We start from the raw sequence: 17466 nt of genomic DNA on the forward strand, positions 1-17466 counted from the left end.
GATCACACGTGACCACACACCGGCAAGTCCGCCAGAACACCTTGGCATTGGCCCGGCCCTGCCTGGCACAGCACCTGAATGTCCGCCAGCAAGGCAGACGAACGGATAATGCTGCCATGATCGTCCTGTGGCAGCAGAACCTGGACATGGTGTTCGCTGCGCATCCAGCTCGTAAATTCGGCGGCATTGGCATCCGATCCTGCCCACCAAAGATAGGCCGGAGCCTGCAGGTTGACCCCTGGGCAGCGCACGGAACGCGCTTGATACAAGAGCCAGGACGTCAGGCACAGATCAGCCAGCTCCGTATCACCGAGTCGCGCCAAACCACTGAGACGATTGGGGGGATGCTGCTCTCTGACATGTCGGGTCATCCGGGCAATGCCAGTCTGATCTGGCTGGGCATGCGCCAGCCACCGCATCACATCAGCATCCGCCAACACGTTTTCATGCCGGTCCGGATCAACCAGCGCCAGAAGATACTCATGCGCAAAGCGCGGAAAATCGACATCCAGCTCGTCCAGCGCCTGAATGTACGGATCAATGGCTCCGACCCATGCCACTTGCCGACCTTGCGACTCCAGCAATGCGGCAACCTGAAATGCCAGTGCGCCACCCAAGGACCAACCGGCAATCTTCACAGGCCCGACGGGCTGATGCTCCTGAATCGTTCGTGCATGCATAGCGGCAATATCGTGCAGGTTTCCTGGCACATGACGGCTTTCCAAAGGCAGCCCGATCACGGGACATGTCTGCGCCAGAGTCTGGCCCACAGAAAAATAATCCAGCACACTGCCTCTGCCGTCATGAATCATGAATAACGCCGGTATCTCGTGCGCACACTGATTCAAGGCAATCGTACGGCTACTCGTGCTTTGTGCAGCGGCGTACGCCGCCACCGTCTGAGTTCTGAGCAAGGTAGCCAAGTCACCGGCTATGCCCAGATTACGCTTACCGATTTCCCCAACCAGGCTCAATGCCAGCAGCGAATGCCCGCCCAGCTCGAAAAAATTGTCCTGACGGCCCACACGCTCCACGCCCAGCACCTGCGCCCAAATCGACGCCAGCACCGTTTCCAGTTCGCCCTGCGGCGCTTCGTACTCCTGACTGCCGACAAACTGCGGCTCGGGCAACGCCTTGCGGTCGATCTTGCCGTTAGCATTCAAGGGCAAGGCGTCCAGCACCATGATCACCGAAGGCACCATGTAGTCCGGCAAACGCTGCGCTAACTGATCACGTAGCTCCTGACCCAGCAGGCCCTCGCCCGACACATAGCCCACCAACTGCGCGCCCTGCGGCCCTTCACGGGCCACCACTACCGCTTCGCGTACCCCGTCCAGCGCCAACAAGCCAGACTCCACCTCGCCCAGCTCGATACGGAAACCGCGCACCTTGACCTGATGGTCCAGACGGCCCAGGTACTCCAGCTGACCCTGCCCATTCCAGCGCACCAGATCGCCCGTGCGGTACAGCCGTCCGCCGTCCGCGCCGAACGGATCAGCCACAAAGCGCTCCGCGCTCAAGTCCGGCCGGTTCTGGTAGCCGCGTGCCAAGCCCAGACCACCCAGATACAACTCGCCCGCCACCCCGACCGGCACCGGCTGCAAGTAGCCATCCAGTACCCGGCAGCACGTCTCGTTGATCGGAACACCCAGCGGCACCTGAGCGGCCTGCACCGCCTGCGCGTCCACCCGAGCGCACACCGCAAAGGTCGTGCATTCGGTCGGCCCATAGCCATTGATCAGCACCGTCTGTTCGGCTGCGCTGATCAGCCGCTGCGCATGCGGCAAGGACATTGCCTCCCCACCACTGAGCAACTGGCGCAAGCGGCCCAGCGCCTGCGGCGCTTCGTCCTGCATCCGATTAAACAAGGCGGCCGTCAGCCAGGCCGTATCAACCTGACCGCGCTCGATCACCTGACCCAAACGGGCATAGTCCAGCAAGCCCGCCGGGGCCTGCACCAGCGTGCCACCATTGCACAAAGCTCCCCAGACCTCCAAGGTGGACGCGTCAAAACTGAGCGGCGCAAACTGCAACATCCGCACCGACTCGTCCAAACGAGCATAGTTGGCCTGATGCACTAGCCGGAACACCCCGTGGTGCGCGATCTCCACCCCCTTGGGCTGGCCCGTGGAGCCGGAGGTGTACATCACATACGCCAGATTGTGGGCGTGCACCGCCACAGACGGGTTATCCGTGCCGCACCCCTGCGTGTCCAGGCAGTCCAGCAGCACGGGACGCACGGTGGCGGGCAGCCAGTCCAGACTGCCCGCGTCACTGCGCGTCAGCACAAAGCGCATCCCGCTGTCCTGCGCCATGTACCGCAAACGCTCGGGCGGGTAGTCCAGATCCAGCGGCACATAGGCCGCACCCACCTTCAAGATCGCCAGCACGGCGACGATCTGCGCCTGACTGCGCTCCAGCGCCAGCCCGATCTTGTCCTCCGGGCGCGCGCCCTGGGCCAGCAGGTAGTGCGCCAGCCGGTTGGCCTGTTCATTCAGTTGCGCGTAGCTTAGATCCGGGCCCGCGCCCGTCAACGCGATGCGCGCGCCCTGCCGCAGGGCCTGCGCCTCGAACAGCCGGTGGATCGGCTCGCACATCAAGGTGGGGGTATGGTGCGTGCCCAGACGCCCCAGCACGCTCAGTTCATCGTCACCCAAGATCTGAACTGTACGGATCGGCTGCGACACATCGGTGGACAACACCAGCAATAATTGCTGCAACGCCTTTTGTGTATACAAGGCCAGTTGATCTGCCTTGCCCGCAATGGCGGCCTGTACATCCAGGGAAAACACTACACCATCATCATTCACCGAGACAGTCACGGGATAGTTGCTGCGTTCCTGCCCGCCCAGCACCTGCATGCCTTCCCAGGCCGCGGCCTGCTCGTGCGCCTGTGGGGCGATGTAGCGATAATTCAGCATCGAGGTGAACAGCGGCACCCCGGCCGCCACCGCACTGCACTGCTGGGCCTGCGACAGACTGGCATGCTCGTGCGCCATCAACTCGCTCAGGCAGCGGTGCGTCTGCTGCAAGGCGGCGCTGGCCGTGCCATTTTGCAGATCGATGCACACCGGCAAGGTGTTGATGAACATGCCCATCGCCTGATCTATGCCTTGGCCACCCTGCATGCGACCGAACAGCACCGTGCCAAACACCGGGCGACTCTGGCCGCTGGTGGCCAACAGCACCAGCGCCCACGCCAGGTGGAACACGCTGGCCGCACTGACCGCCTGACGACGCGCCAGATCGCGGATGGAGCGGGACAGCTCGGGCGGCAACGGCAACGAGACCTCCTGCACCGCACGGCCATCGCCCTGCACATCCAGCACCCCGAACGGGGCGGTCGGCTCGTCGATCTCGCCCAGCATCCGGCTAAAGAAGGCTCGGTGAGCCTCCTCGTCCGCACCCAACACGGACTGGGCCACAAAGTTGCGGAACGGCACTACCGCAGGCAAGGCGTCGAACCGCTCTTGCTGGATCAGGCTGATTTCCTGAACCATGCGCTCCAAGGTGGTGTGATCACTGATCAGGTGGTGCAGCACCACTTGCAACAGATACCGACCCCGAACCGCGGTTTGTGCGGTATCGCTCAACGCCTGCGCTGTCTTATCCGCGATCTCGTCCCCTAAGCTGGACTGGATATCATGAACCGGGATACGCGCCTGTCCATCTCTTAAATCATGCACCAGATCATGATCTGGATCGTGTACGGCCAACACATCGATCATGGGCGCACGGCGCACATCCAGACGATACTGGCCCGTGCGAGTCAGGGCTTGCAATTGGGTTTGTGCATCCTGCCCCGGCTGCAAGGTAGGCCACTGAATCTGCACCCGCGCGCGGCGCTGCACCACCTGCACCGGATCGGCCACCCCTTCCCAATGCACCGAGGTGCGCAAAATATCGTGCCGGGCAATCACCTGATTCAGGCTGTCCACAAAGCGTTCCAGGCGCGCGCGGCTGTCAAAAGCCAGCAGCGTCGGTGTCACGTATGCATCACGCTCGGCATCAAGCAAGTGATGAAACAACATGCCTTGTTGCAAGGGTGCCAGCGGATAGATGTCCTGGATCTGCGCCATGCCGCCGGGCACTTGCTGGGCCAGCGCGGCGATCTCGGCAGAACTCAGGGCCACCAGCGGCAACATGTCGGGCGTGATCGCCGTGCAATCGGCCGGGATGCCGTTCGCGGGCACCACACAATCCTTAACCGGCTGCGCCTGCGACACGGCCTGCGCAAACGCGCTCAGCACCGGATGCTGGAACACGGTGCGCACCTGCGCCACGATGCCGGCCGCGCGTTGCCGCTCGATCAGGCTCAATGCCAGCAAGGAATGCCCGCCCAGCTCGAAGAAGTTGTCCTGACGGCCCACCCGCTCTACGCCCAGCACCTGCGCCCAGATCGACGCCAGCGCCGTCTCCAATTCGCCCTGCGGCGCTTCATAGTCCTGGCTGCCTGCAAACTGCGGCTCGGGCAACGCCTTGCGGTCGATCTTGCCGTTGGCGTTCAAGGGCAAGGCATCCAACACCATGATTACCGCAGGCACCATGTAGTCCGGCAGACGCTGCGCCAATTGTTCGCGCAATTGTTGGCCCAAGATCATCGAACCTGGAGCGCCACCACCACCGACAAGTTCGTGATCCGCCGGGTCAAGATCGGTAGTTTGCGAGTTCAGTACGCCCTGACCCACTGCGCCCTGGCCCAACAGACCCTCGCCCGACACATAGCCCACCAGTTGCGCGCCCTGCGGCCCCTCGCGGGCCACCACCACCGCTTCGCGCACCCCGTCCAGCGCCAATAACTGGGACTCCACCTCGCCCAGCTCGATACGGAAACCACGCACCTTGACCTGATGGTCCAGACGGCCCAGGTACTCCAGCTGACCCTGCGCATTCCAGCGCACCAGATCGCCCGTGCGGTACAGCCGCCCGCCGTCCGCCCCGAACGGATCGGCCACAAAGCGCTCCGCGCTCAGCTCCGCCCGGTTTTGATAACCGCGTGCCAGCAGATCCCCGCCTATATACAACTCGCCCTGCACGCCGGCAGGCACCAGATTCAAGGAGCCATCCAGCACATAGGCTTGGGTCGCATCGATCGGGCGGCCGATAGGCACCGGCGTGCGACCATCATCCTGGCACGTCCAGCGTGTTACATGTATCGTCGTCTCGGTCGGTCCGTATAAGTTCTGTAAGACGCCCGCGCCCAGCCGCTGCACCGACAAGGACTGCACCGCCGCGCTGATCGCCTCGCCACCGCACATTACATGCCGCAGGCCGGGCACCTGCTCGCCGCATTGCGCCAAAAAGGCTTGCAGCATCAGCGGCACGAAATTGACGGTCGTAATCCGATGCTGCTCGATCAGGTCAAAAATACGCTGCGGGTCGCGATGGTCGCCCGGACGGGCGATCACCAGCCGCACACCGCAGCTCAAGGGCCAAAAAATCTCCCAGCACGACACATCGAAGCTGAACGGGGCCTTGTGCAGCACCGTGTCGTCCGTACCCAGCCCGTAGGTATGCTGCATCCAGCCCATGCACTGCGACAGCGCCCGGTGACGCACCGCCACCCCCTTGGGCAGGCCCGTGGAACCGGAGGTGTAGATCAAATAGGCCAACTGTTCGCCGTGCACCGCCACCGCCGGGCAGTCCGGGCGATACGCGCCGCTATCGAGCCGGTCCACCAGCACCAGACTGACGTCTGCCGGACGCCAGGCCGAGGTGTCCACCCCGCTGCGGCTCAACAACAAACCCATGCCGCTGTCCTGCGCCATATAGCCCAGGCGCTCGGGCGGGTAGTCCAGGTCCAGCGGCACGTATGCCGCCCCGGCCTTGAGCACCGCCAGTATCCCCACCACCATCTCCAGCGAACGCTCCAGCGCAATGCCCACCCGGTCTTCGGGCCGCACCCCGCGCGCGATCAAGGCATGCGCCAGTCGATTGGCCTGCGCCTCCAATTCACCGTAGGACAGACGCTGTCCCTCGAACACCAGCGCCGGGGCGTCCGGTGTGGACTGCGCATGCATGCTGATCTGTGCGTGAACAGGGCTGGGAATCGCCCCCGAATCTCTGCCCGTTCCCCACACGCTCAATTCGCGCGATTGCTCCGGGGCCATCAGTGCAAGACTACCCACCGGACAATCGGGAGACGCCAGCACGGCCTCCAATATGCGCTGATACTGCCCGCAAAACCTGGCCACCGTATCCGGATGGAACAGCTCCTGCGCGTATGAGCAGGTCACCATCAAGGTACCATCCTGCGTTTCTTGCGTGTTCAGCACCAACTCGAACTGAGCCTGCTGGCTGGCCAGCGGATAGCCCTGCAAGGACAAAGCCGGTAAAGACACTTTTTCCAAACCCTTGCTTTGCACCAGGTGATTGAACATCACCTGAAACAAAGGATTGACCCCGAACAGGCGTTCTGGCTGCAGCGCCTGCACCAGTTGTTCAAATGGCAAGTCCGGATACGCCTGCGCCTGCAACAAGGTGTCTTTGACCGTAGACACAACGCTGCGCAGGCTGGCGCGTGGATCGAAGCAATGGCGCAGCACGTGCGTATTGGCAAAAAAACCGATAAGCCCTTCCGTCTCCGGACGGGTACGGTTACTGAACGGTATGCCGATCCGGATATCTTCCAGACCGGTATAGCGATACAGCAGCACCTGAAATCCGGCCAGCAATACCGTGAACAAGGTCATCTGCTCTTGCGCGCAGAACGAACGCAGCGCTGCCGCCAATTCCGTCGGCAAGGTCAGGTGATGACCGGCAACGGTATAACGGCCATCCTGACGGCGCGGCCCGTCTGCGGGAAGCTGCAAGACAGGTTGCGGCTCGCCCAGTCGGGCGGTCCAATAATGCAGTTGCCGCTGCCGTTCGCCCGCCTCCATCCAATGACGCTGCCATTGGGCATAGTCGGCATATTGAATCGGCAAGGGGTCCAGCACCGGCACCTTGCCCTGCGAGAGAGCATGGTAGCTCTGTACCCATTCGCCCAGCAGTTGCTGCAAAGACCCATCGTCGGCCACGATGTGATGCACCACCACGAGCAAAATATGTGTCTGTTCATCCGTTCGGATCAAGCCGATCCGCAACAAAGGCCCATGCTCCAGATCGAAGGGCCTTAACTGCCAGCGGCTTAGCGCATCCTGCACGCACGCGTCTCTGTCCGACAGGGGAACGCCGCTCAGGTCCTGCTCATCAACGGCCACAGGTGCCACGGGCTGCGGATACTGCCTTGCCTGACCATCGGCGCCGGCTGCAAACACCGTGCGTAGTTGAGCATGCCGCTCGACCAGAAAGTCAAAACTGCGCTGCAGGACAGCGCGGTCCAAACGCCCCTGCAATTGCAAAGCACTGCTTAAATGATAGGCGCTGCTGTCCCGATCCAGTTCCCATAAAAACCATTGCTGCTGCTGCGCATAAGAGACGGCGCAACCATCGGGTCCGACCTGCCCACCGGCCACAATCGGAAACTGTTCGTAGCCTTGCCCCTGTTCCTGGACCTTGGCATAGAATTTTTTCTGTTGCGCGGGAGCAAGCGTCGCAAACCGTTCCGCCAACTGCATCAACACGCTTTTATTCATCATTTACATCCAATAAAGAGTCCATGAACACATCCAGTTCGTGCATGGCATGGTGACTCTTGGCCTGCTGTTCCTGCCCAGGCAAATGCTGCGCCAAAGCCTGGACACTCGGGGCCTGAAACAACTGGGACAAAGAAATCGGCAAAGCCAGTTGCTGCTTGATCTGATTGACGATCTGCATCGCCAGCAGCGAATGCCCACCCAGCTCGAAGAAGTTGTCCCGGCGGCCCACGCGCTCTACGCCCAGCACCTGCGCCCAGATCGACGCCAGCGCCGTTTCCAGTTCGCCCTGCGGCGCTTCGTAGTCCTGACTGCCTACAAACTGCGGCTCGGGCAGCGCCTTGCGGTCGATCTTGCCGTTCGCATTCAAGGGCAAAGCATCCAGCACCATGATCACCGCAGGCACCATGTAGTCCGGCAAACGCTGCGCCAACTGATCGCGCAGCTCCTGACCCGACAGGCCCTCGCCCGACACATAAGCCACCAACTGCGCGCCCTGCGGCCCCTCGCGCACTACCACCACCGCTTCGCGCACCCCGTCCAGCGCCAACAAGCCGGACTCCACTTCGCCCAGCTCGATACGAAAACCGCGCACCTTGACCTGATGGTCCAGACGCCCCAGATACTCCAATTGGCCTTGCGCATTCCAGCGCACCAGATCGCCCGTTCGGTACAGTCGCCCGCCACCCGCACCGAACGGATCGGCCACAAAGCGCTCCGCGCTCAGGTCCGGCCGGTTCTGATAACCGCGTGCCAGCAGATCCCCGCCTATGTACAGCTCGCCCTCCACACCAACGGGGGCCAGGTTGAGCTGCCTGTCCAATATGTACAAGCGCCGCTCCGCCAGCCCGGTGCCGATAGGCATATGTTTCGGCAAAGGCAGACTGCCCTGCACATACTGCGTGCAATCGAACAAGGTCGCGGTCACGGTGGCTTCGGTCGGACCGTAGGCATTGAGCAGGCGAACATGTTCAAGCCCTGCGGAGCGCCAACTGACCAGCGCCTCGGGCGGCATCGCCTCGCCACCCGCCAGCACCTGCCGCAAGCGGCCGTAATCCCGTTGCCCTTGTCGGGCAAAGTCATGAACCAGCACGGTCCAATGCGCCGCCGTCAAGTCCAGCACCGTAATGTGCTGGCTGATCAACTGCTCGTAAAAGGTCACGCTGTCCCAGACCTCGCGGCCACGCACCAGCATGCTGCCACCCGCGGTCAGGATCGGAAAAACCTGCTCCACAAAAGCATCAAAATTGATGGTCGAAAACTGCAGGACACGGTCCTGCCCGGTCAAGCCATAGGCATCGCGGGCCACCGCGCTCTGCACCGCCAGATCCCGATGCGTCATCGCCACGCCCTTGGGCGTGCCCGTCGAACCCGAGGTGTAGATGATGTATGCCAGGTTATCGCCATGCAGCGGCACCACAGGTGCATCGCCAGGGTGCCCGTCCACATCAAGGGCATCCAGCTTGAGCACCCGCACGCCGGATAAGGTAGCAAAAACATGATCCGAGGCACTGTCTGTCAGGACATACGTCATGCCGCTGTCATGCACGATATGCGCCAGGCGATCCTGCGGATAATCCGGGTCCAGCGGTACATACACGCCACCCGCCTTCAGAATCGCCAGCACCGCCACAATCATGTCAGCCGAGCGTTCCACGGCCAGGCCCACCGCGCTTTCCGGACGCACGCCCTGTGCGATCAACGCATGCGCCAATTGATTGGCGCGTCGATTCAGCACCTGATAAGAGAGCGTCTCCCCTTGGCATAGCACAGCCGCCGCAGCGGGCTGGCCCTGGGCCTGGCGGTCAATCGTGACATGCACTGCTTCGGTATAGGCATAGGGCTGGATATTGCGGCCCAAGCTTAAAAGCTGAGCGCGCTCACCCTCGCCCACGACGGCATCGACCAGATCGGGCAGCGCACCCGCCTGCTCGATAAGCGCTTGCAGCGCACGCTCCATATAATCGACCATGCGCTGCGCACCTATCGCCTTGACGGCTTGTGCCTGCAAGACGAAATCCTGGCCCAGATCATCGACCGACAAATCAACGGGAAAGTTGGTGCGCTCCTGCCCGCCCAGCACCTGTATGCCTTCCCAGGCCAACTCCTGACCCAGCTCCTGCGGCGCAATGTAGCGATAATTCAGCATCGAGGTAAACAGCGGCACCCCGGCCGCCACCGCACTGCACTGCTGGGCCTGCGACAAGCTGGCATGCTCGTGCGCCATCAGCTCGCTCAGGCACCGGTGCGTCTGCTGCAAGGCGGCGCTGGCCGTGCCATTTTGCAGATCGATGCACACCGGCAAGGTGTTGATGAACATGCCCATCGCCTGATCTATGCCTTGGCCACCCTGCATACGACCGAACAGCACCGTGCCAAACACCGGGCGACTCTGGCCGCTGGTGGCCGACAGTACCAACGCCCACGCCAGGTGGAACATGCTGGCCGCGCTGACGGCCTGACGACGCGCCAGATCGCGGATGGAGCGGGACAACTCAGGCGGCAACGGCAACGACACCTCCTGCACCGTACGGCCATCACCCTGCACATCCAGTACCCCGAACGGGGCAGTCGGCTCGTCGATATCGCCCAGCATCCGGCTAAAGAAGGCCCGATGCGCGGACTCGTCTGCACCCAACACGGACTGGGCCACAAAATTGCGGAACGGCACCACTGCGGGCAAGGCATCGAACCGCTCTTGCTGGATCAGGCTGATTTCCTGAACAATCCGCTCCAGCGTAGTGTGATCGCCAATCAAGTGATGCAAGACCACCTGCAACAAGCACGGACCCGACGTGTCATCCTGCAAGGCCTTATCGGCCGGGTCATGCGCGGCCAACACATCAATCATGGGTGCGCGGCGCACATCCAGGCGATACTGCCCGGTGTGGGTCAGGGCTTGCAGTTGGGCTTGCGCATCCTGCCCCGCCTGCAGCGTGGGCCACTGAATCTGCACCTGCGCGCGGCGCTGCACCACCTGCACCGGGTCGGCCACCCCTTCCCAATGCACCGAGGTGCGCAAAATGTCGTGCCGGGCAATCACCTGATTCAGGCTGTCCACAAAGCGTTCCAGACGCGCACGGCTATCAAAGGCCAGCAAGGTGGGCGTCACATATGCATCGCGCTCGGCATCGAGCAAGTGATGGAACAACATGCCTTGCTGCAACGGGGCCAGCGGATAGATGTCCTGGATCTGCGCCATGCCGCCGGGCACCTGCTGCGCAATCGCGGCGATCTCGGCAGAACTCAAAGCCACCAGCGGCAACATGTCGGGTGTGATCGCCGTGCAATCGGCCGGAATGCCGTTCGCGGGCACCACGACATCGTGCACCGGCTGCGCCTGCGACACGGCCTGCGCAAACGCGCTCAGCACCGGATGCTGGAACACGGTGCGCACCTGCGCCACGATACCAGCGGCACGTTGCCGCTCGATCAGGCTCAATGCCAGCAGCGAATGCCCGCCCAGCTCGAAGAAATTGTCGTAACGACCCACGCGATCCACACCCAGCACCTGCGCCCAGATCGACGCCAACGCCATTTCCAGCTCACCCTGCGGCGCTTCGTAGTCCTGACCACCGACAAACTGCGGCTCGGGCAGCGCCTTGCGGTCGATCTTGCCGTTGGAACTCAAGGGCAAGGTATCCAACACCACGATGGCACTAGGCACCATATAGTCCGGCAAGGTCTGCGACATACGCTGACGCAAGGCAGCAACATCCAACTGGACGCCGGACTTGGCGGACACATAGGCCAGCAGCACCGCGCCCATCTTGCCCGGATGAGCAACCACAACGGCCTCGCGCACCCCGTCCAGCGCCAACAAGCCAGACTCCACCTCGCCCAGCTCGATACGGAAACCGCGCACCTTGACCTGATGGTCCAGACGCCCCAGGTACTCCAGCTGACCCTGCGCGTTCCAACGCACCAGATCGCCCGTGCGGTACAGCCGCCCGCCGTCCGCTCCGAACGGATCGGCCACAAAGCGCTCGGCACTCAAGTCGGCCCGATTCTCGTATGCCCGTGCCAAGGGCAAGCCGCCTAAGTAGAGTTCTCCCGCCGTCCCCTGGGGGATCATATTCAGAGCCCTATCAAGCACATAGCAAGTGGAATCGGCAATCGGCCTGCCGATAGGCACGACCCCCACAGCGTCGGGCTGACACTGCCAACTGGTGATATCAATCGCCGCTTCGGTCGGTCCGTAAATGTTGTACAGATCGGCCCAGGGCAGGCGGGCCAGCACATCGTTCTGCACTTCTGCCGCCAAGGCTTCGCCAATGCAGATAATCCGTTTCAGGCTACGACAATCTTCCACCACATCCCCGGCCATGAACGCCTGCAACATGGAAGGCACGAAGTGAATCGTGGTGATGCTGTGCTCACGAATCAAGGCCAACAGCCGCTGCGGGTCGCGATGATCGCCCGGATTGGCGATATGCAGCCTGGAGCCGTTGGTCAGAGGCCAGAACAGCTCCAGCAAAGACACATCAAAACTGATCGGTGTCTTTTGCAACACCACGTCCCGGCCCTCGGACCGAAACTCCTCTTCCATCCAGACCATCTGATTGGACAGCGCATCGTGCGTATTGCCGACACCCTTGGGTCTGCCGGTCGACCCAGACGTATAAATCACATAAGCCAAGCTGTCCGGACGCACCGCCACGCCAGGGTTCAAGATCGGTGCGCTGATCGCCGCCTGCGCCTGCAGCAAAATGACAGTCGCCGTTTCATCGCAAGGCAGCAGGGTCTGTAGATGAGGCTGGGTCAATAAAAGACGGATGTCACTGTCCTGGATCATGAACGCCAGACGCTCTTGGGGCAGATCCGGGTCCAGCGGCACATAGGCCGCACCGGTTTTCAGGATGCCCAACAGGCCGATCATCATTTCCAGCGAACGATCAACCGCAATCCCCACCTTGGACTCCAGCCCCACGCCGCGCCCCATCAAGTCGTGTGCCAGTTGATTGGCACGCGTGTTCAATTGCTCGTAGCTCAGGCTGCGCCCATCAAAAACCACAGCGATCCGATCGGGATGCAGCCGGGCTTGCTGCTCGAACATGATATGGGTCGGCACCAAAGAGGCGTAACGCCGCGTATTCACTCCCCACCGCATCATGGTCTGTCTGTCCTGCTCGGGCAGGACAGACACCATCTCCACAGGCTGCCGGCCCCCGGCCTCCAAAGACTGCACAAGGTGCTCTAGCGTTTGCATCACGTAATCGGCAATGCGCGCGGCACCAATCTGGCGCACCACATGCAAAGACAGGCTGAATGGGCCATCGCTGCTGTCATTGACGGCTAACCCAATGGGATAGTTGGTTCGCTCTGCCACGGACAGCACCTGGACACCCTCCCACGCCGAACTCTGTCCATCGCCCAGCGACGCATCGTGCCTATAGTTCAGCAAGGCGCTAAACAGCGCCGTTCCCTCGGGCAGGCCGCTACAACGCTGCGCCAAGGCCAGACTGGCGCTTTCGTGATTCATCAGCGCCGTCAAGCTGGCATGGGTCTGTGTCAAAGCACGCGCGACAGACCCGCCCTCCAGATCGATCCGAACCGGCAAGGTGTTGATAAACATCCCCAAAGCCTGGTCTATGCCCTGACCGCCCTGCATCCGCCCGAACAGCACCGTGCCAAACACCGGACGACTTTGCCCACTGGCTGCCGACACTACCAGCGCCCAAACCAGGTGGAACACACTGGCGGCGCTGACACCATAGGTTCGGGCGCACGTGCGGATACGGACGGCCAATTCATCAGGCAAGGCACGATGGACCTCCTCTACATCGCTGCCATTGCCCTGTATGTCCAGCAAACCGAACGGAGCCGTGGTCTCCTCCACGTCGCCCAGCATCTGCTTAAAAAAATTCCGATGCGTCTCCTCGTCCGCACCCAACACGGACTGCGCCACGAAATGACGAAACGGCACGACCGCCGGCAAGGCATCAAACCGCTCTTGCTGGATCAGCCCGATTTCATGAATAACACGTTCCAGCGTGGTGTGATCGCTGATCAGATGGTGCAGCACCACCTTCAACAGATACCGCCCCTGCGCGGCAGGTCGAGCTATGCCAGAGGCCGACTCATGGGCCTGTTCATGCATCGGGCCATGCTCCGGGTCGTGAGCCGCCAACACATCGATCATGGGTGCACGGCGCACATCCAGACGATACTGGCCCGGCATGGCCAAGGCTTCCAACTGGGCGCGGACATCCTGCCCCGCCTGCACGCTTGGCCACTGAATCTGCACCCGGGCGCTGCGCTGCACCACTTGCACAGGCTCGATCACCCCTTCCCAATGCACTGAAGTACGCAAAATATCGTGCCGGGCAATCACCTGATTCAGGCTGTCCACAAAGCGTTCCAGACGTGCGCGGCTGTCAAAAGCCAGCAAGGTGGGCGTGATGTAGGCATCCCCCTGGGCTTGCAGCACATGATGGAACAACATGCCTTGCTGCAAAGGGGCCAGCGGATAGATATCCTGGATCTGCGCCATGCCGCCGGGCACCTGCTGTGCAATCGCGGCGATCTGCTCAGGGCTTAATGCCACCAGCGGCAACATGTCGGGCGTGATCGCCGTGCAATCGGCCGGGATGCCGTTCGCGGGCACCACGACATCGTGCACCGGCTGCGCCTGCGACACCGCCTGCGCAAACGCGCTGAGCACCGGATACTGGAACACGGTGCGCACCTGCGCCACGATGCCAGCGGCGCGCTGCCGCTCGATCAGGCTCAATGCCAGCAGCGAATGCCCGCCCAGCTCGAAGAAGTTATCCTGACGGCCCACACGCTCTACGCCCAGCACCTGCGCCCAAATCGACGCCAGCACCGTTTCCAGTTCGCCCTGCGGCGCTTCGTACTCCTGACTGCCGACAAACTGCGGCTCGGGCAACGCCTTGCGGTCGATCTTGCCGTTAGCATTCAAGGGCAAGGCGTCCAGCACCATGATCACCGAAGGCACCATGTAGTCCGGCAAACGCTGCGCTAACTGATCACGTAGCTCCTGACCCAGCAGGCCCTCGCCCGACACATAGCCCACCAACTGCGCGCCCTGCGGCCCTTCACGGGCCACCACTACCGCTTCGCGTACCCCGTCCAGCGCCAACAAGCCAGACTCCACCTCGCCCAGCTCGATACGGAAACCGCGCACCTTGACCTGATGGTCCAGACGGCCCAGGTACTCCAGCTGACCCTGCCCATTCCAGCGCACCAGATCGCCCGTGCGGTACAGCCGTCCGCCGTCCGCGCCGAACGGATCAGCCACAAAGCGCTCCGCGCTCAAGTCCGGCCGGTTCTGGTAGCCGCGTGCCAAGCCCAGACCACCCAGATACAACTCGCCCGCCACCCCGACCGGCACCGGCTGCAAGTAGCCATCCAGTACCCGGCAGCACGTCTCGTTGATCGGAACACCCAGCGGCACCTGAGCGGCCTGCACCGCCTGCGCGTCCACCCGAGCGCACACCGCAAAGGTCGTGCATTCGGTCGGCCCATAGCCATTGATCAGCACCGTCTGTTCGGCTGCGCTGATCAGCCGCTGCGCATGCGGCAAGGACATTGCCTCCCCACCACTGAGCAACTGGCGCAAGCGGCCCAGCGCCTGCGGCGCTTCGTCCTGCATCCGATTAAACAAGGCGGCCGTCAGCCAGGCCGTATCAACCTGACCGCGCTCGATCACCTGACCCAAACGGGCATAGTCCAGCAAGCCCGCCGGGGCCTGCACCAGCGTGCCACCATTGCACAAAGCTCCCCAGACCTCCAAGGTGGACGCGTCAAAACTGAGCGGCGCAAACTGCAACATCCGCACCGACTCGTCCAAACGAGCATAGTTGGCCTGATGCACTAGCCGGAACACCCCGTGGTGCGCGATCTCCACCCCCTTGGGCTGGCCCGTGGAGCCGGAGGTGTACATCACATACGCCAGATTGTGGGCGTGCACCGCCACAGACGGGTTATCCGTGCCGCACCCCTGCGTGTCCAGGCAGTCCAGCAGCACGGGACGCACGGTGGCGGGCAGCCAGTCCAGACTGCCCGCGTCACTGCGCGTCAGCACAAAGCGCATCCCGCTGTCCTGCGCCATGTACCGCAAACGCTCGGGCGGGTAGTCCAGATCCAGCGGCACATAGGCCGCACCCACCTTCAAGATCGCCAGCACGGCGACGATCTGCGCCTGACTGCGCTCCAGCGCCAGCCCGATCTTGTCCTCCGGGCGCGCGCCCTGGGCCAGCAGGTAGTGCGCCAGCCGGTTGGCCTGTTCATTCAGTTGCGCGTAGCTTAGATCCGGGCCCGCGCCCGTCAACGCGATGCGCGCGCCCTGCCGCAGGGCCTGCGCCTCGAACAGCCGGTGGATCGGCTCGCACATCAAGGTGGGGGTGTGGTGCGTGCCCCAAGCAGCCTGTTGCTCTTGCATCGCTTCGGAAAGCACGGCGATATCGCCAACCCGGGTATCCGGTTCCTGCGCCATCGCCATCAGAACGTCCAGATACAAAGTCTGCATCTGTTCTATCGTCTGGGCCTGGAGCCGCTCTCGGGCATAGCTAAATTGCACAGCCAGTCCACCCGCTGCGTTTTCCTGACCCGTGACGGTCAGGTCAAACTGCGCATCCTGCTGCGGCAAAGGGTAGGCATTTACCTGTATACCCGGCAACTGCAACAAGGCATCCGAGGCCGATTCCCGAACATGGTTATACATGACCTGAAACAAAGGACTGACGCCGACGTTACGCTCCGGCTGCAAAGCTTCCACCAACTGCTCGAACGGCAAATCCTGATGGGACTGCGCGCCCAGCGCACCGCTTTTGACCTGTTCCAGGACGTCGCGCAAGGTACTGCGGCCCGTCACCTGGCTGCGCAACACCTGCGTATTGACGAAAAAACCAACAACGGCTGCCGTTTCGGGACGATAGCGGTTGGCGTTGGGCACGCCGACCCGTATGTCCTCATGTCCTGTACGCTTGTTCAGCACTACTTTCAGCGCCGCCAGCAGAACCATGAACACCGTCACGCCGTGACGTTGGCACAGCAAACGCACAGCCGAAACATGCTGAGCAGGCAGTTCCACCGTTCGTTGATCGGCCCAGCAAGGCCCATCAACCGCCGGCCGTCGTCCGGCACTCAAATCTAGAACCGGATGACTATCTCCCAAGTAAGCGCGCCAATACTGTAGTTGCCGCTCGGTCTCCCCCGCCTGCATCCACTGCCGCTGCCACAGCGCATAATCGGCATAGTCGACGGGCGAGTCAGCGAATCGGACCTGCTCCCCTTGGCTGTGCTGCAAGTAGGCCTGAGCAAAATCCCTGACCAGTACATCCATGGACCACCCATCGGAGATGATGTGGTGCATGACCAGCAGCAGAACATGCTCGCTTTCTGCCAGACGAAACAAAGCAACCCGCAGCAAAGGCCCCGCCTCCAGATCAAAAGGCATGCTGCGCAAGGCCTCTATCTGTACGTGCAAAGACTCTTGCTGTTTCGCGGCGCTGTCGACCGGCAGATGCACCAACTGCACAATCGGGTCTGGTACTTCCAGAACACGTTGATAGACTGCCGCGCGCTCATCGGCCTGGAAAACCGTGCGCAACGCCCGATGTTGCGACACCAGCGCATGGAAGCTACGTTCAAGGGCCTGAATATCCAAGGGGCCAGACAAACGCAAGCCTGCGCTGATGTGATAGGCCGAGGCGGCCGGGTCCAGCTTCCATAAAAACCATTGCCGCTCTTGCGCAAACGAAGCGCGACTGGCGGCGCGCCGGTCATCAGCGCGCGGCACAATCGGAAACTGGCTGGCACGCAGCCCCTGCTCCGAAATTTTCTGGTAGAAAGCGCGACTGGACTCCTTGTCCAGACTTGCGAACTGCTGCGCAATGGCCTTGAGGCGATTTTCGGAAAGACTCAT

2 protein-coding genes are annotated in these 17466 nt (G+C 62.2%); both read right to left on the reverse strand.

The features are described from left to right. Nucleotides 1-2 precede the first annotated feature (2 nt). The gene (locus AADW57_RS15330) at nt 3-7580 is read right to left on the reverse strand and encodes an amino acid adenylation domain-containing protein (protein ID WP_341667751.1); all 7578 of its coding nucleotides are present in this window, start codon (nt 7578-7580) and stop codon (nt 3-5) included. Further along, complete coding sequence (locus AADW57_RS15335) at nt 7570-17466, reverse strand: amino acid adenylation domain-containing protein (protein WP_341667752.1); 9897 nt, start codon at nt 17464-17466, stop codon at nt 7570-7572. The genes AADW57_RS15330 and AADW57_RS15335 overlap by 11 nt, the downstream gene beginning before the upstream one ends.

Source organism: Alcaligenes sp. SDU_A2 (genome assembly GCF_038237375.1).
Taxonomy (GTDB): domain Bacteria; phylum Pseudomonadota; class Gammaproteobacteria; order Burkholderiales; family Burkholderiaceae_B; genus Alcaligenes.

What these genes read in the sequence shown, in the direction of transcription:
- AADW57_RS15335 (WP_341667752.1), bottom strand. Translation starts at nt 17,466, where the DNA reads ATGAGTCTTTCCGAAAATCGCCTCAAGGCCATTGCGCAGCAGTTCGCA.
- AADW57_RS15330 (WP_341667751.1), bottom strand. Translation starts at nt 7,580, where the DNA reads ATGATGAATAAAAGCGTGTTGATGCAGTTGGCGGAACGGTTTGCGACG.